The organism is Flammeovirgaceae bacterium, from assembly GCA_015180985.1.
Classification (GTDB): Bacteria; Bacteroidota; Bacteroidia; order Cytophagales; family Cyclobacteriaceae; genus UBA2336.
Genome location: CP054185.1, coordinates 1 through 21,165 on the forward strand (window position 1 = coordinate 1; position 21,165 = coordinate 21,165).

At 46.1% G+C, this 21,165-nt stretch carries 25 protein-coding genes; 6 read left to right on the forward strand and 19 right to left on the reverse strand.

The annotated features are described in order from the left end of the window. Positions 1 to 263 precede the first annotated feature (263 nt). Positions 264 to 713, forward strand: a complete 450-nt coding sequence (locus HRU69_00005; GenBank protein ID QOI95952.1) for a hypothetical protein — start codon at positions 264 to 266, stop codon at positions 711 to 713. A 245-nt stretch (positions 714 to 958) separates the two neighbouring features. Beyond that, complete coding sequence (locus HRU69_00010; GenBank protein QOI95953.1) at positions 959 to 1,756, forward strand: NAD(P)H-binding protein; 798 nt, start codon at positions 959 to 961, stop codon at positions 1,754 to 1,756. Positions 1,757 to 1,954: 198 nt separating this feature from the next. Here HRU69_00010 and HRU69_00015 read toward each other — a convergent pair whose 3' ends face one another. Continuing rightward, positions 1,955 to 2,491, reverse strand: a complete 537-nt coding sequence (locus HRU69_00015) for a redoxin family protein (GenBank protein ID QOI95954.1) — start codon at positions 2,489 to 2,491, stop codon at positions 1,955 to 1,957. A 140-nt stretch (positions 2,492 to 2,631) separates the two neighbouring features. On the opposite strand from HRU69_00015, the gene HRU69_00020 reads away from it, so the two are divergent. Genes HRU69_00020 through HRU69_00030 form a run of 3 tightly spaced genes read left to right on the forward strand, consistent with a single transcriptional unit; the run spans position 2,632 to position 4,332 of the window. Continuing rightward, positions 2,632 to 3,129: a mechanosensitive ion channel gene (locus HRU69_00020; GenBank protein QOI95955.1), complete on the forward strand. Its 498-nt coding sequence runs from the start codon at positions 2,632 to 2,634 to the stop codon at positions 3,127 to 3,129. A 17-nt stretch (positions 3,130 to 3,146) separates the two neighbouring features. Further along, entirely contained in the window at positions 3,147 to 3,965 is an 819-nt protein-coding gene (locus HRU69_00025; protein ID QOI95956.1) for a DUF1801 domain-containing protein, read from the forward strand. A 1-nt stretch (position 3,966) separates the two neighbouring features. Next, on the forward strand, positions 3,967 to 4,332 hold the full coding sequence (locus HRU69_00030) for a DUF2200 domain-containing protein (protein ID QOI95957.1): 366 nt from the start codon (positions 3,967 to 3,969) through the stop codon (positions 4,330 to 4,332). 35 nt (positions 4,333 to 4,367) lie between these two features. Here the strand turns inward: HRU69_00030 and HRU69_00035 are convergent, their stop codons facing one another. The 10 genes from HRU69_00035 to HRU69_00080 all read right to left on the reverse strand — a co-directional run bounded on the left by HRU69_00035 (position 4,368) and on the right by HRU69_00080 (position 12,894). After that, positions 4,368 to 4,736 (reverse strand): group III truncated hemoglobin, encoded by a 369-nt coding sequence (locus HRU69_00035; GenBank protein QOI95958.1) that lies wholly within the window; start codon positions 4,734 to 4,736, stop codon positions 4,368 to 4,370. Then, entirely contained in the window at positions 4,736 to 5,926 is a 1,191-nt protein-coding gene (locus HRU69_00040) for an exo-alpha-sialidase (GenBank protein ID QOI95959.1), read from the reverse strand. The genes HRU69_00035 and HRU69_00040 overlap by 1 nt, the downstream gene beginning before the upstream one ends. A gap of 3 nt (positions 5,927 to 5,929) precedes the next feature. Next, complete coding sequence (locus HRU69_00045) at positions 5,930 to 6,697, reverse strand: ABC transporter permease subunit (protein ID QOI95960.1); 768 nt, start codon at positions 6,695 to 6,697, stop codon at positions 5,930 to 5,932. A gap of 3 nt (positions 6,698 to 6,700) precedes the next feature. Then, positions 6,701 to 7,483 (reverse strand): ABC transporter ATP-binding protein, encoded by a 783-nt coding sequence (locus HRU69_00050; GenBank protein QOI95961.1) that lies wholly within the window; start codon positions 7,481 to 7,483, stop codon positions 6,701 to 6,703. Next, positions 7,467 to 8,714: a nitrous oxide reductase family maturation protein NosD gene (locus tag HRU69_00055; GenBank protein ID QOI95962.1), complete on the reverse strand. Its 1,248-nt coding sequence runs from the start codon at positions 8,712 to 8,714 to the stop codon at positions 7,467 to 7,469. The genes HRU69_00050 and HRU69_00055 overlap by 17 nt, the downstream gene beginning before the upstream one ends. Positions 8,715 to 8,744: 30 nt before the next feature. Then, entirely contained in the window at positions 8,745 to 9,182 is a 438-nt protein-coding gene (locus HRU69_00060; protein ID QOI95963.1) for a nitrous oxide reductase accessory protein NosL, read from the reverse strand. A 1-nt stretch (position 9,183) separates the two neighbouring features. Then, positions 9,184 to 9,756, reverse strand: a complete 573-nt coding sequence (locus tag HRU69_00065) for a hypothetical protein (protein QOI98781.1) — start codon at positions 9,754 to 9,756, stop codon at positions 9,184 to 9,186. Positions 9,757 to 9,871: 115 nt separating this feature from the next. Further along, positions 9,872 to 11,842 (reverse strand): Sec-dependent nitrous-oxide reductase, encoded by a 1,971-nt coding sequence (nosZ, locus tag HRU69_00070; protein QOI95964.1) that lies wholly within the window; start codon positions 11,840 to 11,842, stop codon positions 9,872 to 9,874. A 25-nt stretch (positions 11,843 to 11,867) separates the two neighbouring features. Beyond that, the gene (locus tag HRU69_00075) at positions 11,868 to 12,413 is read right to left on the reverse strand and encodes a fasciclin domain-containing protein (GenBank protein ID QOI95965.1); all 546 of its coding nucleotides are present in this window, start codon (positions 12,411 to 12,413) and stop codon (positions 11,868 to 11,870) included. A 19-nt stretch (positions 12,414 to 12,432) separates the two neighbouring features. Further along, positions 12,433 to 12,894, reverse strand: coding sequence for a cytochrome c (locus tag HRU69_00080; protein ID QOI95966.1), 462 nt, complete (start codon positions 12,892 to 12,894; stop codon positions 12,433 to 12,435). A 237-nt stretch (positions 12,895 to 13,131) separates the two neighbouring features. Between HRU69_00080 and HRU69_00085 the strand changes: the two genes are divergently transcribed. Further along, a complete protein-coding gene (locus HRU69_00085; GenBank protein QOI95967.1) occupies positions 13,132 to 14,670 on the forward strand; it encodes a GAF domain-containing protein in 1,539 nt (512 codons plus the stop codon). Between the two features lie 12 nt (positions 14,671 to 14,682). Here HRU69_00085 and ccoS read toward each other — a convergent pair whose 3' ends face one another. From ccoS to HRU69_00125, 8 genes are all read right to left on the reverse strand, one after another. Continuing rightward, positions 14,683 to 14,871, reverse strand: coding sequence for a cbb3-type cytochrome oxidase assembly protein CcoS (gene ccoS / locus HRU69_00090; protein QOI95968.1), 189 nt, complete (start codon positions 14,869 to 14,871; stop codon positions 14,683 to 14,685). Continuing rightward, positions 14,868 to 17,276, reverse strand: coding sequence for a heavy metal translocating P-type ATPase metal-binding domain-containing protein (locus HRU69_00095; protein ID QOI95969.1), 2,409 nt, complete (start codon positions 17,274 to 17,276; stop codon positions 14,868 to 14,870). Before HRU69_00095 ends, ccoS begins: the two co-directional genes overlap by 4 nt. 4 nt (positions 17,277 to 17,280) lie before the next feature. Further along, positions 17,281 to 18,117 carry a universal stress protein gene (locus HRU69_00100; protein QOI95970.1) on the reverse strand — a complete coding sequence of 279 codons (837 nt, stop codon included), beginning with the start codon at positions 18,115 to 18,117 and terminating at the stop codon, positions 17,281 to 17,283. Positions 18,118 to 18,198: 81 nt separating this feature from the next. Next, the gene (locus HRU69_00105) at positions 18,199 to 19,095 is read right to left on the reverse strand and encodes a 1,4-dihydroxy-2-naphthoate polyprenyltransferase (GenBank protein ID QOI95971.1); all 897 of its coding nucleotides are present in this window, start codon (positions 19,093 to 19,095) and stop codon (positions 18,199 to 18,201) included. A 17-nt stretch (positions 19,096 to 19,112) separates the two neighbouring features. Further along, positions 19,113 to 19,514 (reverse strand): DoxX family protein, encoded by a 402-nt coding sequence (locus HRU69_00110; protein QOI95972.1) that lies wholly within the window; start codon positions 19,512 to 19,514, stop codon positions 19,113 to 19,115. A gap of 6 nt (positions 19,515 to 19,520) precedes the next feature. After that, positions 19,521 to 20,075 carry a glutathione peroxidase gene (locus HRU69_00115; GenBank protein QOI95973.1) on the reverse strand — a complete coding sequence of 185 codons (555 nt, stop codon included), beginning with the start codon at positions 20,073 to 20,075 and terminating at the stop codon, positions 19,521 to 19,523. Then, a complete protein-coding gene (locus HRU69_00120; protein ID QOI98782.1) occupies positions 20,062 to 20,523 on the reverse strand; it encodes a glutathione peroxidase in 462 nt (153 codons plus the stop codon). Before HRU69_00120 ends, HRU69_00115 begins: the two co-directional genes overlap by 14 nt. Positions 20,524 to 20,631: 108 nt before the next feature. Further along, positions 20,632 to 21,162 carry a GNAT family N-acetyltransferase gene (locus tag HRU69_00125; GenBank protein QOI95974.1) on the reverse strand — a complete coding sequence of 177 codons (531 nt, stop codon included), beginning with the start codon at positions 21,160 to 21,162 and terminating at the stop codon, positions 20,632 to 20,634. Between the last annotated feature and the right edge of the window lie 3 nt (positions 21,163 to 21,165).

Sequence of the window (21,165 nt, forward strand, 5' to 3'; positions counted from 1 at the left end):
CGTTGGCGGCAATTTTGCGAATGACAAAATAAAGAGCGATTTTAGGATAAAAATTTTGGAAATATGGTGATTGAACGGACAAAAAACGAGGTGATTATTAGACTTCCATCCTACATTGACACTGAAGGACTTCAGAATCTTATTAACTATCTGACCTATAAAGAGGCAACCGACAAATCTCAGGCAAAGCAAGAGGACGTTGATAAATTAGCCAAAGACATAAAAAAAGGTTGGTGGAGTAAAAACCGTAGACGATTTATTAAGTGAAAATAATTGTCGACACCAACATAATTTTTAGTGCCCTACTAAAAACTCAAACGACATTTGGTCACATAATCTTCAATTCAGACGGGATTTTTGAATTTTACAGTCCAAACTATTTAAGGACTGAAATTCGAAAGCATTGGGACAGAATTAAAAAGATTTCAAAACTCACCGACCAACAATTAGAAGAATCATACGACTCACTGCTGACAAAAATCAATTTTATTAATGAGGAGATAATTCCTCAAAAAATATGGTTGGACTCTGAAAAAATTGCTGACGGGGTTGACCTAGACGATACAGACTTCATTGCTCTTACAAAACATCTAAAAGGAAAGCTTTGGACTGGCGACTTAGAATTGAGAAACGAATTGAAAAAGAAGGGTTTTAAAAATATACTAACGACAGGAGAGATATTTAAACTTTGGACTAAGAAGAGAGAGGAGTAGCAAAACGGCCGCTAACAAACAGGTGTAGGCGGACAAATCCTCCGGATTTGTCCGCTATCAAGAAAACACAAACGTTGGCGGCAATTTTCGGTGACACTAAAAACGTTAAACAGTTCGGAGCAGGTCGCGCTAAACATTCCGCTACGCTTCATTTTAAAGCCCTTCTATTCAAACAACTGATTGGTAGCAACAACTCATGAAAAACCAAACAATCAAAAATCATCCGCACGAAATAAAAACAAACCATGACTTCTGATAAACAAATACTCGTTACAGGAGGAACAGGTAAATTGGGTACCGTGCTTGTTGCGCAGTTATTAAAAAATAATTTTCGATTTGAAGTGCTGACTTCGAAAAAAACTGAAAGCGCACCACCATCATTTTCGTTAGTTTATGGAAACCTTGTAAATGGGGAGGGCCTGGAAAATGCGCTCAGGGGAGTTGAGTTGATAATCCATTGCGCTAGCAATTTCTTTGACCATGAAAGCATAGATGTTGCCGGCACGCAAAAACTTATTGACAACCTTGATAGGGCATCTGTTAATCTGCTTATTTATGTTTCCATTGTTGGGGTTAATAAAATTCCGCTGCCATACTACAAGTCAAAGAGAAAAGCAGAGTTGATAATTCAGCAATCAGGATTTCCCTATCTTATACTGCGGTTCACCCAGTTCCACGACTTTGTTTTGCACTTACTCGATGGCTTTGAACAACAAAGCACCGCATTACCTTATTTCGAAATTCCTGACAAACTTCAGTTTCAGTCCATCAGCATGGATGATGCAACCGCAACTATTCTGTCAACTATTAAATCAACACATAAAGGAATAATTGAAACAGGCGGACCAGAAATACTACCGTTGAACAAAATGGCAGAAACATATTTGCTTTTCAAAAGGAACCATAAAAAATTAAAGACATTTGAAGCCACCGATGAATTACACAAAGCATTTACAGGAGGAAAAAATCTGACTGCAAATAAATTGACAGGCGGCATTACCTGGGAAATGTTTTTAGAGCAAAATCCCGCTTTGGTATTCTGACGAATTAAGCAAATTTGAAATGACAGCGATGATACCAAAAAAGAGCAACCCCTAACATAGTGTTTATTCCGGATACGGATGGCGTGTTGTTACGAAATTTAGTTTCCCTTAAATTCGCTTTATCCTTTTGGGATAATGACCCGCTTCGAAAGCCGTAGCTGTTATAAATCCAACGCGTAACACCTAATACCCATCTTATCACCTCAACACCTTGCTCAACTGCCTTTTCAACGCTTCCGTATCGCTTGGCTTTGAGGCATTGGCATTAACCACCCTTCCATCGGCATCGATAAGTAAATAAGTGGGGTATATTAATGCCCGTTCGCCAGAACTTTTCAAGGGTCTGGAAAATCGTTTTATGATATCCAGTTTAAGTGATTGATTTGCCCGGAGGTGGTAACCGTGCAGGTTATTTTCGGTAACAACCCGTTTCCACTTCGCCTCATCCGCATCCTTATCTCCGGAAACATACAGCAGGATAATTTTATTTTGATTGGCCAGTTGCTGAAGATACCCCAAATGCCGGAATTCGCGCCTGCAGGGCTGGCACCAGGTAGCCCAGATATCCACAAAAACCGGTGTGCCCCTGAACTGCGCCAGTAACGAATCGAAGCCGGCCACCGGTGTCGTGATGAAGGTAACGGTCTTGCCAGACGGGTGGCTTTCTTTGTGCTGAGCCGTAGCCACACAGGCTACCGCAAAAAAACATACCACAAAAAGCAAGCACCTTCTCATTTGTTTTTCAATTCCATGCATACCCTAAGCCTGATTGAAACAAGTTGTGATTTCAAAAATAGTCGAAACTCCATTTACCGGCCGAAAATCTGCACAACAAACTGAACTTTACTTATTTTTAAGCAGCAACTTGCCGGCCTATGGAACCCCTTCATCTTAAAATCATCGAAACGGTACTTGTACTGGTAGGGCTTGTTATCCTTAGTTTGATCATCAAAGGAACAATCCGGAGGATCGGCAACCGCTACCACCTGCAGAAAGACCGCGCTGCCTTTATTATTAAAATCGTATCCATCGGGCTGTATGTTGCGGCAGGTGTAACCCTGTTGTTCATCTGGGGTGTTGACCAGAACGAACTCGTGTTGTTCCTGTCGTCTTTTGTGGCCATTCTGGGCATTGCCCTGTTTGCCCAATGGTCTATGCTCTCAAACGTTACGGCCAGCATTTTACTTTTTGTGAGTCATCCGGCCAAAGTTGGCGACAGCATCAGCATACTCGACAAGGACTACCCGCTTACCGGAACCATTAAAGACATCGGGGCCTTTTTTGTAACAGTTGAAACAGAGGCAAACGAAGTTGTTACCATACCCAACTCGTTGTTGTTTCAAAAGATGATTAAGGTTATTGCGAAGCACTAATTCAAAACATTGACAAAATGAATACCAGCCGGGTGAAGCATGGAAATGTTGAGCGTTATATAGCCGCCTTTCCGGTGCCTGTACAGGAAATCCTTAAAAAAATCAGAGCGGCCATACGAAAAGCCGCGCCCGGAGCAACCGAGCGCATTAGTTACGGGATGCCGTTCTACGAGTATGGCGGAAGAGGCTATGCCGGCCGGCTGATTTATTTTGCCGCCTTTAAAAAGCACATCAGCCTGTTCATTACACCACGCCACAACGAAACAATACCCTCAGCGATGAAAAAATATCATGTATCAAAAGCAACGTATCAGTTTGCCTTAAACGAGCCTGTTCCGTTTTCGCTGATTGAAAAAACCGTAAAAAACCTTGTAAGCCAACGCGACAACCAACGCCCGGAAAGTAAACCGGCCGTTTCAACATCAAAAAAACAAATGCAGCCATTCAGTCAGGCAATTCGAAAATACAACAGCCAATTAACCCCATCAGAAGCAGCAGTTTGCAATTTACTGGCACAGGAAATCACGAATGGATTGCCCGATGCAGAAAACAAAATCTGGCACGCACACCCGGTGTGGTTTTTAGCCGGCAATCCGATAGTGGGGTACAGCAAACAGAAAAAAGGCATCCGGCTTATGTTTTGGAGCGGTGCCGGTTTTGAAGAAGATAAATTGAACGTACGCGGAGAAAAATTTAAGGATGCCTCTGTTTTCTATAACACTTCTTCGGAAGTTAATGCAAAGGATTTGCAACGCTGGCTTAAAAAAGCACGGCTCATTCAATGGGATTATAAGAACCTGGTAAAAAGAAAAGGACGACTGGAACGACTTCTGTAATATGAAAGCAACAGCTGCGCACGATGAGCGAATTGCAAAAATGGCATTCGCTTCGGTATATCCGCATTATCTCACAAAAGTGGAAAAAAAAGGCCGGACAAAAGAAGAACTGCACCAGGTGATTAAGTGGCTAACCGGTTTTGACGACAAAAAACTGCAGAAGCTCATTACCGAGAAAGCAACCTTCGAAATATTCTTTCAACAGGCCCGGCTTAACCCCAACGCCCGCCTGATTACCGGGGTCATCTGCGGGTACCGGGTAGAAGAAATCAAAAACCCCTTAACCCAACAGGTGCGCTACCTCGATAAGCTGGTGGAGGAACTGGCAAAAGGAAGGAGCATGGATAAGATTTTGCGTAGCACCTGAGTTGAACTTGCCAGCGCGTGATGACGGATGCCCGTTCAGGTTTTTAAAAGTCCCATTTTATATTGAAACAACTGCGCTACCGAGTTAGCCCTGCTTTTGGCCTCCTTGGCATTGGAGCCCTCAAAGTGTTCATCAACTGTTTTGGTGAATAGCTCCAGCCAGCGGGTAAAGTGCTCCGGTCTGATTTTTAATGGCAGGTGCTTGGTCAGCGGGTTGCCGCTGTAGGTCAGGTCGCCAAACAACACCGATGACCAGAAATTGTACATGACGGGCAAATGATGCGGCCAGTTAACATGCGCGAACACCGGGGCCAGCAGTTCATCGGCTTTTACTTTTTCATAAAAGCTGTCTACCAGCAACTTTACATCAGTACGGGTTTTAATATCGTTTTTGGCGGCTTCCATTATTTCAAACCAAGTGCAGCTGTACGGATTGTTTTTGTATTGCTGTCAGTCCAGGCCATCAATAAGCCAGCTCCGGCTTTGGTTAATTGAGGAAATCCGCTGGAACGGGCTTCCGATGATTTAGCAATTGATGTTATAGCCTCCACCTGTCCGCTTCGGTTAACCGTTGCCACTTTAATTTCCGATCCTTCCATCCAGCTAACAACCGCAGTACTCTCATTGAGCAGCACCAAATCAACCCGGCCGATGGTTTCGCTTTGGCTTAACTGAACGGGAATTGAAAATGTTTCTCCGGCATCATCTGAAAAAGACACCTTCACCGCAGGATTGTCATTTGCCATGGTAAACCAGGCCACGGCCAATGTATTGCCTATAGCTTCGCAACGCGGGCCGTTAACCGGGCAGCCGCTGATGTTCCAGTTATCAGCATAAACCGGTTTGGGCGCTGTCCAACTTCCATTTACCCACCGTACGATGTAGATGTCGCGAATCTCCTGGTGCGAGCGATCGCGGTAAATCACCACCGGACCGTTGGCTGTAATCGCAGCCGTAGTCTGGCAACAGTCGCACACGCGGTTGTCGAGTTCCCATTCATGTGCTTTAGCTCCCTTGTTGCTCAGCAACGCAGCCCGCAAGGTCATTTGCCCGTGGTGGTCGTGGCCGGTTTGTTCAGGCTTGTCGCTTACCGTATTTCGTCCATCCAGCCAACTGATAAAAACCTGGTCGCCCTGAGGCACCAGCGAAACGAATCCGTGTTCAGCATATTTTCCGTCATCATGGAGCATAGTTGGATCGCCCCAGGTAATACCATTGGAAGAGGCGGTGATTTTTACATCATAGGAGAATTTCTCATCGCTGCTTTTTTCCAGAAATGCGGCCATCAGGTTTTCGCGGCCATTTGAAACAATCATCGGATAATCGGCCCAGTTTACAAACCAATTGCTGCTACTGGCAATGGTAACCGGTTCATTCCATTGCTGCCCGTTCCACCGGGAATACCGCAGTTGGTGGATCGTATCGTTTGTTTCAATCCATGAAAGCAAAACATCACCTGCCGGGTCAGTAAACAGGTACGGTTCGCCCGCGTTGTTTCCGGCCGGTGAAGGAAGGAACTCAATCGTAAATGACTTATCGTTTACAGAACAGGCCAGAAGAAGCAGAAGAACAGGTAGTGACGTAATTTTTGACATGGTCTATAAATCCTTTCGGATAAAAATACGCAATGCGCCCCATACCGGAACAACAATCCACACCAGCAACACCAGCGAAGAAAAGATCAGGCCGAGGTTACTTCCAAAAAACTCTTTATAAAATGCGCCTGTGTAACCCATCAGTGCCGAAATATCCAGTTGCAGCAGCATAAGGATACGGGCCAGGTCAACCGGGTTAAGCGAAACAAGGGCAAGGGTAATTTTCTCCAACGGGTAATCCATGAAGGTATAAATAATCCACATGAGCAGCCCATCGTAGATCAACGAAAAGTAAAACCAGAATAGCAAGGCTATGCCAATGGCTTTGGCCTTATCGCGTGTAACTACAGATGAAAGAAATGCCAGCGAAACGAACACCAGCGTAAGCATAATGCCGGAATAGACCAGCGTAAACCCGCTTACATCGGCTTCATAAAAAACCATGGGAATGCCCACGCCAGCTACAAAAGCAGAACAAAGTGAAAAGACTACCGCGAAATATTCACCCAGAAAAATGATTCTGCGGTTAACGGGTTGCGCCAGCAGCAACTCTATAAACTCGTAGGAATTAAAAAAGTGGATGGTGCTGAACACAATGCTCACCAGCGGAACCACCATCAGCACAATGTTCATCAGACTTAAAATAACTTTGCCCGTATCGGTATCGAGCTGAAACATGGCGATGGTACTTACCAACAGAAATAACGTGTACAGCAGGATAAACCGCGTGCGCAGGATGTCGTAGAAAACGTATTTGATTACACGGGGCATAGCTTATCCGGTCTTTATTCTGACACTCCCCGTTCCCCCCTCGAGGGGGGACACAGGGGGGTGTTTTGATTGTTTCTCATGTTCCAATCCTCTGATCATCTTCGCCATGGCTTTGCCAAGTTTGCCCTCACCGGTAATGTCTTTTAATTCTTCAATGGTGTTGTTGTAGCGTATCCTGCCCTCCTGCAGGTACACCACTTCGGTAGCCAAATCATCCAGGTCGCTCATAATGTGCGAGGTGATGATCAACAGCCGGCCGGCTTCTTTTTCTTTTTGAATTTTATCTTTCAGTAATTCTACCGATACCGGGTCAAGCCCGGCAGTCGGTTCATCTAAAAACAATATGGGCGGGTTAAACATAAATGCCAGCGCTGCACTCACCTTCTGGCGCGTGCCACCCGACAGGGTGTGCATGCGTTTATCTATAATCTGATGCAACCGGAAAGCATCTATTAATTCTTCATCCGGCAGAGGCGGGTTTTTACGGATGTTGCGCATCATTTCGAACAACTGCCCGATGCGCATGTTGTCGGGGTAGCGGCCAATCTGCGGCATATACCCGATTTTTTCGCGGTAGTGCCAGTGATTTTTTACGGGCTCCTTATCCACCACGATATCGCCCGAAGTGGGGATGACCATGCCCAGCACGCTTTTGATAAGGGTTGTTTTCCCTGAACCGTTCGGCCCGATTAATGCATACGATTTACCCGGATGGAAATCAACCGTAACGCCATCCAGGGCCCTGAGCTTGCCGAAGGTTTTAACTACGTTACGTATTGAAATCATGCGGTCGCAAGTTAGGATATTCGTCTTTCAGGTTTTCGGGTGTTACCGCAGGAAATACTTTTTCGGCCCGATCGAGCAGAAATACCAGAAAACTGCGCCATAATAATACCGCGGTAGGAATGCGTTCAACCACCATCGTGTACATGTTTACGGGGCGGTAGGGCACATCGCCAATGCCGTCTTTATTCAGGTCGTAGCCCTGATATTTATCCCAGTAATTGCCGTTTATGGTATTCAGCACCAATGTTCCGTTGGTGGCAAAATCAAACGTATTGCGGGTAAAATTATTCCGTGTAAATGTATTGGCATCGCAACTGGCCTGCAGCCGTATTCCCCAGCCATTTGATGTAAAAATGTTTTCTGAAAATTCGGTACGGCTGGTGCCCTCCATGTAAACAGCAATGGTGTTTTGAACAAATCGGTTGTTGGTTACTTTGCTGTCGCTGATGTCTTTGAGCAGTAATCCATACACACTGTTGCCCCAGTTCTTTTCAAACAGGTTGTACGTCATGGTTACATTGCGGGTGTACATCACAGCAACACCGGCACCGTTCTCCCTGAAACTATTCCGGTGGTACTCGTCATCATGCGAGAACATAAAATGCAAACCATAGCGCTGGTTGCGCTCGCACGTGTTACCTTCAATGCGTGAACTGGTAACAAATTCAAAATAAATACCATCGCGGTGGCCGCTAACGTAATTATTGCGAATGGTAGCCTGGGTGCTTTGCCATAAATGAATGCCATTGCCTATCTCGTATTCGCTTCGCGCACTCACCAGAAGCCTGTTGTTTTCGATAATGCTGTTGCGGCTGTTTGAGATGTGGATGCCAAAAAAAGTTTCGGCAAACTCATTATTACGGATAACCAACCGGTCGGTATTGATAGCACCAATGCCGGCAAGGTCTTTCACACTGGAAACCCCTGAATTGATGATGCGAAATCCTGAAATACTAACACCATCGGCATTTATAGTAAATACCTCATGTTTCATTTCGCCATCCAGTACAGGCCTTCCTTCCCCAATAAATACCAATGGTTTGTTGATGGTGATGTTTCCCTCGCGGTAAATACCGGATTTAACCAGTATGGTATCGCCTGCTGCGGCAAGTGATATAGCCAGGTTAACCGACTTAACCGGACCACCCGGATTAACGATTATTCTTTTTGCGCTAACCGGTATACCGGCAAGACATAGTACAAGTGCAATATAGAATTTTAACGGGTTCATTTTGCGTGGCGACAAAACAACCTTACAGGATTATTTATACTGTGTGGTTAGTTCGCCCCAGGTTAAATAAATGCTGTTGCTCCATTGTTTCTTAAATTCATTTTTGCGCTCATCGGTTTCAAACGAAGCCACCTGGCCGGCCATGGGGCTTCGGATGTCCGGTGATTTGATGAAGAAGGCTTCATCGGCAGCAATAAGTTTACCCGGCTGGCTGTAATCCGTTACCAATCTAAAAGCAACATCGCGTTCTTCGAGGTAACCGGAGTTCAGAAAATTAACCATGCAGTTTACATCGTCAAATTTGAAAACTTTGCCTTTGGTGGTCACTACTTCAGCTCCAAACTTTTTATCCATAATAGTCATTTTACATAAATGACAATTATCCTGACCGTAGTTGATAGGCTCAGGCTTTACGGAACAGGCTGTAATCACAACAGCGCCAATTACTGCAAGTACTTCAACTCTCATTTTACCTTTGCTTTCCGAATTTAAAAATTTCAAGAGCCAGCACAGCGTATAAAGCAAGGCCAATAACCAGAAAAATCCACCCGCCAATATCAGGACCAGAAAATGCTGTGAAATTCAGTAATTGTTTGGTACCAATAAGCGGGGGCTGATAGGCCATACCCGGTACAACAATGGGTGCCGATGGATCAAGATTATGTCCGTAATCGTAACCCCACATATAAAAATCAACTAATGCCGCAATACCTGTTGCAGTTATTAACACAACCAGTGCGGCAAGTGCCCACCGCTTGTTAATCAGGGCAGTTAGCAATCCGATACCCACCAAGGCCATCACAATGTACTTCATGTAACCAAACTCCGGGAACATGCTCACCTCGATGTGCTTCATGCCGATGTAGTGGTTCAGCGCACTGATGATTTTTACATCGCCCGAAATATCATCTATCCAGATTTTCATTTCAAGCCCTTCGGGGTATTGAGGTGCCCACATCAGAATTTGCCATAGTGGCACGTACAACGCGCTGATCATCGCCAGGGAGGCCACAACAATAACAAGCCGCGTAATTTTATTCAGTTTTTTCACAGCACAAGTAATTTTTCGTTTTAACCCTGGCCCCGTCACGCCAAGGCGTGACGGGTACCCGGGCTTTCAACCTGCAAACTATGGAATTGCCCTGCCGCCAGCGCCACTATTTCTGACTGGCAGTTTCTCCGGTTGAAAATTTCAATGGCGTAGTTGCTCCGGCAGGCGATACACGGGCATACCCCTGCATCTCCTGATGTAAAGCCGAGCAGAAGTCGGTGCAGTAGAACGGATATACTCCGGCCTTCAGCGGCTTCCACAACAGGGTTTGGGTTTCGCCCGGCATAATCAAAATTTCGGCATTGGTAGCGCCTTTTACAGCAAAGCCATGCGGTACATCCCAGTCCTGCTCCAGGTTGGTAACGTGGAAGTACACGTTATCGCCAACGCGGATGCCTTCAATGTTATCGGGGGTGAGGTGCGAACGGATGGCTGTCATGTACACGTGCACATCATTGCCTTTGCGTTCAACACGGGCCATCTTCTCGCCTTTGGCGGCATAAGGATGTTCGTTTTCCTCAATCGGGAAAATCTTTACCGACCGGTCTTTAATTAAACTGGCCGGAATGGCTTCGGCATAGTGCGGCTCGCCAATCGTGGGGAAGTCGAGCAGCAACTGCATTTTATCGCCATCGATTGAGTATAGTTGAGCACTTTGTGTTAACTCCGGACCCGTAGGCAGGTAGCGGTCTTTGGTAATTTTGTTGTACGCGATAACATACTTGCCATGCGGTTTGGCGGTAGGGCCGCCCGGTACACACAGGTGACCAATGGAGTAGTAAGTAGGTACGCGATCGAGCACCTGAAGCGACTTGACATTCCACTTCACAATTTCGGATGAAACAAAAAACGAGGTGTAGGCATTACCATTGGCATCAAACTCGGTGTGGAGCGGGCCCAGGCCGGGCTTCTTCACTTCGCCATGCAGGGCCGATTCGTACTTGATAATCGGGATGCCGGCAAAATCACCTTCATAATCTTTATTGGCAATGGCCGTTTGTATTTTACCGAACGAGAATACCGGCATTACGGCAGCCAGTTTACCGCTGCCCACAATATATTCGCCTGTAGGGTCAACATCGCAGCCGTGAGGCGATTTGGGGCATGGGATGAAATAAACTATATCAGGCAGTTCCATAACATCCAGCACGGTTACTTCTTCCATGATGGTACTGGTAGCCATGTGTTTCTTATGATCGTACACATTGTGGGCATAGCGCACTTTTTCTTTTTTGCCTTTACCGGCTGCTAAGTATTCTTCTGCCTTCTTCCAGTTCACCGCCATAATAAAGTCCTTATCGTTACGCGAAGCGTTTACCTCGAGCAGCGTGTAAGCTTGTTCGGTGTTGTAGCACGAGAAGAAGAACCAGCCGTGTGACGGGCCTTTACCGGCCCGGCTTAAATCGTAATTGAAACCGGGTGTGCGCAACTGAAACTCAATGTTCATGCGTCCCGTTTCCGGATTTACCTTAATAAAACTGATGGAACCCTTGAAATTTTCTTTATACGAACTGATGGGCACATCGCGGTTTTCGCCAAGCGGCACGCTAAAGCGTGTGCCGGCAACAACATACTCGGTGTTTTCCGTAATGAACGGAGAGGAGTGGTTACCACCACTGTTGGGGATTTCAATAATCTCTTCCGTGCGGAAAGTGGCCAGGTCGATGCGGGCTATGCGGGGTGTATTGTTGGCATTGCCAAATACCCAGCGGCCATCGTGCTCACCTTTGGTGGTGGAAATAGCCGGGTGGTGTAAATCGTCCCAGGGTACAAAACCGTGCGAAGTGTTGAGCATGGCCTTGGTTTCTTCGCTGTACCCGTAACCACTGGTGGGGTCAACGGAGAAAACCGGTATGTTGCGGAACAACCGGCCTGAAGGCAGACCGTAAACAGCCATCTGGCCGTTAAAGCCACCGGAAACCAGGTTGTAAAATTCATCATACTGGCCGGGAGCCACATATACTTTCGAAGCGGCATCGCCTGTAGTTACACCGGCAGGACCTTTCGGCTTACAGCCGTTTAACGCATAGAGCGCCAGGCCCAGCACTATAAATAATGATATTCGGTTATGTTTCATGGATGTATAGTTTAATTAGGTTGAATTATTTCTTATCCGGAGGGAGCAGTACGCCATCAATTACGTAAACAGTGCCGTTGCTTGCACTTACCGAGCCGATAACATTAACACCGTTAATGGTTATTTTACCGTCAGCCGATTTGTTCAGCGTTACATTCTGCAAGTTGACCTGGTTGAGTGTCATCCCATCCTGAATCTGATCTTCACGGATGTTGCCTACGTACACATGGTACTCCAGGATGTTCTGAAGTGTTTCTTTGTTTTCAGGTTTCACCAGGTTATCAACCGTACCAGCCGGCAACTTGGCAAACGCATCGTCAGTGGGGGCAAAAACGGTAAACGGTCCGGCATTGGACAGCGCATCAACATAGTCGGCTGCTTTTAAAGCAGCCACCAGGGTTTTGTGAACATTGGAATTAACCGCAATGCGAACGACATCAGGTTTTGATGTTTCATCTTTTACATTGGATTGCCCACCCGGCAGCGGAGCAGAGGCGACTTCGGCACTTCCGGAAGGCTGCTGTGTACAGGCCAGCAGAAGTATGACAGGAAGAACTAATAGTTTTTTCATATTGTAACAGATTTAAGGTTTACTTCTCGCCATCATTTTGCCGCATAAACTCCAGGATGTCCCGCGCATCGCCAATAGAAACATTCTGATTAGGCATGCGGGTTAAGCAAAGTTCAAGTAACTTTTGAGCTTCCGGATCCTGATCAAGCATCACATCCACATTGGTAATCATGTTCATGATCCACTCCGGTTTCCGAATTTTCGTTACCCCCTTCCATCCGGGGCCAACCACACGCTGGTCGTCTAACCGGTGGCAGGCCTGGCATTTCATCTCATAAATATCTTTTCCGCGTTTAATGCGTTCTTCGTCCAGGGGATTGTAGAGGGTTACACTCTTTACCTGGCCGATGCCTTTGGCAGGATCAACTACCTCTTCAACGGCACTGCTTTTCTTCTTCTCCCCTTCCTCAAATTTTGGTTTTTCAGGAGTACATGTGGCCAGCGCCAGCAGCGTGGCTAATGCGAAAATTGATTTTTCCATAGTTTGTAAAGATTAGTTGCGGTTTTAAGCCTTGAAATTTGCCTAAATTTAAAGGGGTCATCTCCGGGCAATTATGAGGTTAGTCATACTGCTACCCTGATTCTAATCAGGTAAATGGCGGAGGCTTAAGTTGATTAATTTTGTTTTCAATTTCTGTTGGCTAACCGTAACCACCCGGTAATTGTTAATCATATAAGGGGACTAAAAATGCCACTTTTTAACGCTCTAAGCCGGTTAATGCACCTAAGTGCGTTTAAATTTCAAAGCACTAAAATCACGCTGGCGGCTATTGTGGCTATAAATGCGCTTACTACCGCCAACCTGATTGCCGAACTGACCATCGACCTGGAAACTACTACCACAGGTGTAATGGTCTTGTTTTGGGCCGTTAGTGTGGGAATGTTACTGATTTACCTGAAGTGGCCCAATTGGTCAGTTATTCCCGGTATAATTACATCTTTCGCTTACCTGCTGCTGGAACTTATTTTTTTCACCAATGCAAAAAGCTTTCATACCATTAACTTCTGGCTCGTTTTTGTACCCATTGCCGCCCTTATTCTTCAAGGTGTTCGCGCATCACTTATTTGGGCATTTATTGTGCTGGCCACTTTCCTGTTCAATGCCTACCGGATTGAATATCTTTTTGAAGGCCGTTATGACATCGTGGTACGAAAGGAGCCCTTTCTCATTACGCATTATATTTTCTTCTTCGGGATACTGGCTTCCGTGTATTTACTCCACAAACTACTTGGAGATGCCTATGAGAATATGCGTAAAAAAAATGAAGAACTTGACCGGCTGCGACAGAATCTCACTGAAAAAAAACAACGCCTGGAGAATTATCAACAATCGATTATAGCGCTAAACCGCGATGAAGCTTTGATTGAAGATGACATCCAGGCCATTAACCATATCGTTTGTACGGCTGCAAAAAAGCAGCTATCCGTGAGCCGCGTAAGTATTTGGGTATTGAATGGTACTATGCTGGAAAGAAAGTGCCTGCAGGAAACCTCTGGTGCTACCGATGCCATTGTTACCCTGCACACCAACGATTACCCGGCTTACTTTAACGCCCTGCATAACAAACCGGTTATTATGGCCGATGATGCCACCGTGCATGAAGATACCCGCGAGTTTGCCGAAGGCTACCTGAAACCACTCCACATTGTTTCGATGATGGATTGCCCTATTAAGATTGGCGGCAAAACCATCGGGGTTATTTGCTGCGAGCAGCAGCAAACCCAGCGCCACTGGCAACCCGAAGATGCTTTATTTGTACAATCGCTTGCTGATATTATGGCCATGTGCCACCAGAATGAACGCATTAAAAACCTGCTGCGCCAGATACGCCATCAAAACCATGAGTTAATTGAAAAAACTAACTCCATCGAGACAATGAACGAAGAGCTTACCTCACTTAACGAAGAACTCATTTCGTTAAACGACCAGTTAACCGGCACCAACGAACGACTTGAACTGGCTGTAAAGAAACGAACCGAGGAGTTGGAATCCCAAAACAAACAACTTACCGAATATGCTTTCATTAACTCGCACCTGCTGCGCGCCCCGCTGGCACGCCTGCTGGGTATATCGCACCTGGTGGCTATGGAGGTGAGCACGGTTAAAGACAAGGAACTGCTCGAAGCCCTGCAGGTTTCAGCCAGAGAATTGGATGAGATAGTAAAAAAGATTTCGGAACTCCTTTATGCCGGCCACCCGATGAGCCGCGAAGATATTAACGCCATTGTGGATAAGAATTTTGCTAAACTGAATTAATACGAATAACAACTACCCGGCCTTTGTATTTGCACTGCCCGACTTGTTCTTGGCCGGATGCTTTGAATCCTCAAACAGCATCCGCACCGAAGGGGTATAGGTGTCATCGTACTGGCCGCTTTTCATGCTCCAGTAAAAAATAGCAAGAAAGACCACCGCTATGGAAACGCTAATCAGTATGAGTAAAGCGATAATTTTCATAATGCAAATTTTCTTGCTGCCACCAAGTTAACTGAAACGGTTGTAAACACCACCACGCTGATGCTGCTGAGCGGCATTAAAACAGCAGCTATTAACGGGGTGAGGTGACCGGTAACCGCAAAACTCAATGCAATGGCGTTATACAAAAACGATAGCACAAAAGCTGATTTAACAATAGTGGTTGCCGATTTGGCCAGATGCAGAAACCTGTCCAACAGCGGAAGTTTATCGCCCTGCAAAATACCATCACACGAAGGTGTAAATACCCCGGTATCATCGGTAACAGCAAGGCCCACATCGGCTTGCTTTAATGCCCCGCTGTCGTTCAGGCCATCGCCCAGCATCAATACCTTGTTACCTGCTTGCTGCAATTCTTTTACGTAATTCAGTTTATCGTGCGGATTCTGATTAAACAGCAGTTGTGCGTCCGCACCAAACAGTATCTTCATCCGGTCTTTATCTGCATCGTTATCACCAGAAACCATAGCCACCGGCCGGTTCCACCTCCTTAGCATAGGCTCAATGTTTTCCCTCACGGAAGTTTTAATCTGAAAATATCCGCGCGGCTGTTCGTTAATGCTTACAAATACCACCGAAGCTGAATCATCGGCAAGTGGCAGCGCTCCGGTAAAGCGGGCCGACCCTACCTGATAGTGATCGGTATTGATACACGCCTCAATTCCCTGTGCCGGTATCTCTTTAAAGTCCTTCACTTCGCCTGCCCCCCGCTGGGTAAGCGCCTGGCTGATGATGGTGCTGAGCGGATGCGTTGAGAAGCTGCATAACCGCCTGATGTTGGCCAACTCGTTATCGCTCAACCTGCCCACAAAATCAACCTGCGGTTTCAAACCGTGTGTAAGGGTTCCTGTTTTATCAAACACCAGTGCATCAATACCGGCCATGCGTTCAATTACATCGGCATTCTTTAAATACAATCCATGCCGGCCAAATTGCCGCAGCATGGTGCCGTAGGTAAATGGTGCGGTAAGCGCCAAGGCGCACGGGCAGGCCACCATTAGCACGGCCGTTACAATAAGCCATACCTGCGAGGCATCGGCCAGGTACCAGTAGCCGGCTGTTATCAGTGCAATGGCAAGTACAATCCAGGTAAACCGTTGCGCAGCCTTATCAAGAATTTTGCGATAACGGCTCTCAAGGGGTTTCTTAAAAATAGCATTATTCCACAGGCTGGTCAGGTGGCTTTGCGATGTTTCCTTGTCCACACGCAACGTTACCGGCTGGCCGATTAACCGGCCTCCTGCATAAACGTAACTGCCGGGAGTAATTTTTACCGGTCTGGACTCACCCGTTACAAAACTGTAATCCATAAAACCCTCACCGGTGAGCAACGTGCTGTCGGCCGGCACAATCTCCATGTTCCTGATTTTGATCTCGTCACCCATGCGCAGTTCGTAGATAACCACCGGCTTCCATTCATTACCCTGTCGCCTCTGCACAGCCAGCGGAAAGTATGATTTGAAATCGCGATCGAAGGCAAGGCTTTGATACGTTTTGCTTTGAAACCAGCGGCCAATCAGCAGGAAGAATACCAGGCCGGTAAACGAATCGAAGTAGCCCGGGCCGTAGCCGGTTATGATTTCCCAGAGGCTTCGTCCGAAGAGTGCGATAAGCCCAACAGCAATTGGAACATCAATGTTAATCTGCCGTTGTTTAAAACTTTTCCAGGCCGATGTGAGATAGTCGATACCGCTGTATAGCAGCACCGGTACAGACAGAAGTACGTTCAACCAGGAGAAAACTTCTTTTAATGAGTCCTCACCTTCCAGCCCCAGGTATTCCGGAAAGCTGAACAACATCACATTGCCGAAGCAAAAACCGGCAATGGCCAGTTTGGTTATGAGTTGTTTATCGGCAGTAAAAAATGATCGGCCGTGTTGTGCCTTTTCAGTATCATCATCCAGTGTGATAACCGGTGCATAACCCACCGTAGCCATCAGCGAAGCCACACGTGCAAGCGAAATCTTTTCCGGATTAAAATCAATAACCACCTGCTTGCGGGCAAAGTTCACTTCCGACTTTACAATACCTCCATCAAGACGTTTCAGGTTCTCCAGCAGCCATATACATGACACACAATGGATAGCCGGTACAAAAAAATTTACACGGCTGAATGTGTCGGAATTAAACGTTAACAGTTTCTGGCGGATGGCCGGCTCATTCAGGTAGTCATAAGCCGACTCATCAACCGGTTTGTTTAACTGGATACCTGGGTTTTGCTGATAATTATAGTATTCGCATAAATCATTGGTGCTGAGTATTTCGTAAACTGTTTTGCAGCCAACGCAACAAAACGGCTTATCGTCCTGCCAGGAAACATCTTCGCAGGGCTGGCCGCAGTGGTAGCATTGAACATCAACATCAATCGTGTCGTGCTGTACCTCCATGCTGTTATTTCTTCAGTGCATACGTCCAGATGGGGCAATCCACATGGTTTACCACATCTTCGGCCACACTGCCGCTCAGGATATGCGCCAACCCTTTACGACCATGCGTACCCATGGCTATCATATCGGCTTTTACAGCGTGCGTATAGTTAATGATTCCTGATTCTTCAAAGGGATCGTTATAAACACTCACTGTAAAATCCTTAAACATAAACCGCTTTGCAAAAGCATTAAGGCGCTCAAATGTTATCCGGTCGGGCGTGAAATTAGTGGGTGTGTTAATCCACACAATGTGAATTTGTGCTTTGAAGAAATTTTGCAGCGCTTTTACCTTCATCACCAGGTCTTCCTGCTTTTCGGTATCCAGGGTGTTTGGAAAGACAATGTTTTTAATGGAGGAAGCCTTTGCATATTTTTTAATGGCTATAACCGGAACCGGTGATCTGCGCACTACCTTTTCGGCATTGGAGCCGATGAGCACCTCTTTAACACCGCTCGCTCCCTTGGTGCCCATTACAACAAGTTCAATAGCGTTATCGGTTATATAATCGGTAATCATTCGCGAAGTGGCCCCGAAAATAACCTGGCTGGTAACGCTAAGTTTACCGGCATATTTATCTTTAAGCTTCTTAAACTCTTTTTCTGCCTTTTCGCGTAACTCTTTCAATAAAGCTTCTTCAAACGACATCACGGGCATGAGTACGGAGTCGTGCATGACCGGCAATTCGATAACATGTACCAGGTGGACTTCGCCTTTTGCCTGATCAGCAACATCAACTGCAAACCGGAAGGCATTTACGGCCTGCTCGGAAAAATCGCATGGAACAAGGATCTTTTTCATAATTCCTGGGATAAGCCTTTCTACAAATATACAAGCCGGCCTTGGCCATGCTGCGTGACGGGCATCACGCCCGGGCCTGATTTATATCATCAACTGTCCGATTCCGAACCAAACAACGAATAACAGGGTTGAAATAGCCAGTTGCTTCAACAGTGGGTCCAGTTCGGCCGGGCCTCTTTTGCTTACCATAGCCACATTATAAATAAAGAAGGGTGCTGTTACCAGGAAGAGAAACTGCCAGGGTGTTTTAAACAGCAACACATTATAAAAGATGGCTGCGGCCAGCCCTCCGACAATAAGGAACCAATGGTAGCGTATGGCATTTTTACGGCCAATACGAACCGGTATTGAAAATTTGCCGGCTTGCCTGTCGGATTCCATATCGCGGATGTTGTTCACATTTAAAACTCCCATTGAAAAAAACCCACAACTTAATGCAGGAAGCAACTGAAGCCAGTTAACCTGACGTGTAAACAAGTACGCGGAGCCCATTACGCCAACAATTCCAAAGAACAACAGCACCGACAGGTCGCCTAAACCTACATAACCGTAGGGCTTTCTTCCTACCGTGTAAGCAATTGCCGCAACGATGCTCAGCACACCCAAACCAAAAAAGAAAAGGAGGGCATTCCAGTTAAAACCGAATGCACGAAGCAATAGTGCAATTCCGCTTGTCAGGCACAACAATACAAACAATCCGATGGCTATTCGCATCTGTGCCGGAGCGATACTTCCCGATTGAACGGCCCGCTGAGGTCCGATGCGAAATTCACTATCGGCCCCATGTACAGAATCGCCATAATCGTTTGAAAGATTGGAAAGAATCTGAAGGAATATGGTTGTTAAGATGCAAAGAAAAAAAATATCCCAACGAAAAGCCCCGGCTGAGGCAGCCAGAAAACCGCCCATACCGATACACGCTATAGCGAGCGGCAACGTACGCAGGCGGAATGCAGTAATCCAGACTTTAACGTTCATACCTGCACAAAAATAATTTATTTATGAATGCCTGCATCAAGCGAATATTTGCCCGGACCGGTAAAAAACAATACCACAAACGGGACAAGAAAAGAGAAGGCGTGTTCGCGTGCAAGAAAGGGTTGCCCGGCATGCCCTATAAGAATGGCAAAACACATATTTAGTATTGCCGGTACCAACGCCAGTCGCATCTGCAAACCCAGAATAATAAAAACCGGACAGACCAATTCCGCAAAAATGGTAAGCCCTAATGATACCCCACCTCCAACATGCAAAGGATCAGGCCAGTAAGCGGCCTTTTCTGAAAAATTAATCAGCTTATCGTATCCATAGTACATGAGGAATGCTGAAAAAAAGCGCAACAGGAGTAACCCGGCATCAGGATATAACGGGGTTGCGCTGAAAATTTTGCGAATCATTCTATACTACAGAATGCTGTCCAGAATGGGTTTATCAAAAACCCTGATGCCGGAGTTGAAATAGGTTACCGTTTGTCCGTCTTCACTCACCAGGTATTTGGCAAAGTTCCAGTCGGGCTTCTTGCCGGTTTTGCTTTGGAGCCAGGCAAATAGCGGGTGCTGATCGTTTCCTTTCACCGAAATTTTCTCAAACATCTGAAAGGTTACCCCATAGTTTCGTTCACAGAATTCGGCTATGGCTTTGTTTGAGCCAGGCTCCTGCCACAAAAAGTTATTGGCCGGGAAGCCCAGTACCACTACCCTGTCGCCATGCTGCTCGTGTAATTTTTGTAAATCGGCATATTGAGGAGTCTTTCCGCATTTAGAAGCCGTGTTAACAATCAGCAGTTTTTTTCCGCGATAGCGTGTAAAATCTATCTCCTTCCCCGAAAGAGCTTTTGCTTTAAAATCATAAACTGACCCGGCACTCACAATCGGTTCACGGCCGGAAAATTTATTTGAAAGGAGTGCGCCCAAGCCCATAAGAATCAGTAAGGCCAGTATGACTTTAATTAAGTTCATCAATAATCTGCGGATCGAGTGGCTTAACCTTGGAATTAAAAAACTTCACGGTGCCATCGGCTTTCACCAGGTACTTGCAGAAATTCCAGGTGGGCTCGCTGCCGGTTTTTTCTTTAAGCCATTTATACAGTGCATGCTGATCATCGCCCTTAACCGAAATCTTTTCAAACATCTGAAATTTAACACCATAGTTTTTCTGGCAGAACTCGGCAATCTCGGCATTGGTACCCGGCTCCTGACCGCCAAAGTTGTTGGCCGGAAATCCCAGCACCACCACCTTATTGCCATAGGTTTCGTGGAGTTTCTCCAGATCGGCATATTGCGGGGTGTACCCGCACTTCGAGGCCACATTAACAATCAGCAGGTTTTTGCCTTTGTAGCGGGCAAAGTCGATAGGCTCCCCATCAATAGAGTTCACTTTGAAATCATAAATAGTAGCGGAGGTCATCAGCGAAGAAACAATCAGCAGCGATAAGGCTTTCATAGTTATTAGGTTTTAACAGGTTAAAAACAAGGGCAAAAGCAAAAATGTTTCGGCTATGAAAGTTCGTTGTTTTTAACGGATTATTGGCTTAAAAATGCGGAAAATATATACCGGGTTATTTTTATAAATGGTTTGTTTTTCAATTTCCATACCGTTGCGCCTGGCTACCTGTTGCGAGGGAAGGTTGGGAACGGTGATGATGGAAATAAGCGATTCAGCAAAGTTTTGTTCAAAAGCATACCTTTTGCATTTGCGTGCTGCTTCGGTGGCAAAACCCTGATGCCAGAATTTTGGCAACAGCGAATAGGCTACTTCCAGTTCTTCAACACCATCAACCTGCTGCACCAGCAAACCGGCATGGCCTATTAATTCGCCTGTATCTTTTTTGATAAGCGCATTCATTCCTCCGCGATCTTCCCGGTAACGCGCATACTGGCTTTCGTACCAGCGTGTACACTCTTCCTCGGGTGTTCCGAAAACGCCCTCCCAATGTTGCTGCGTACGCGGGTCTTCAAAGAACGTTAACCAATCCGGGTAATCCCCGGCTTGTACTTCACGAAACCACAAGCGTTCGGTTTGCTGATTGGTAAGGAGATATTTCATAAG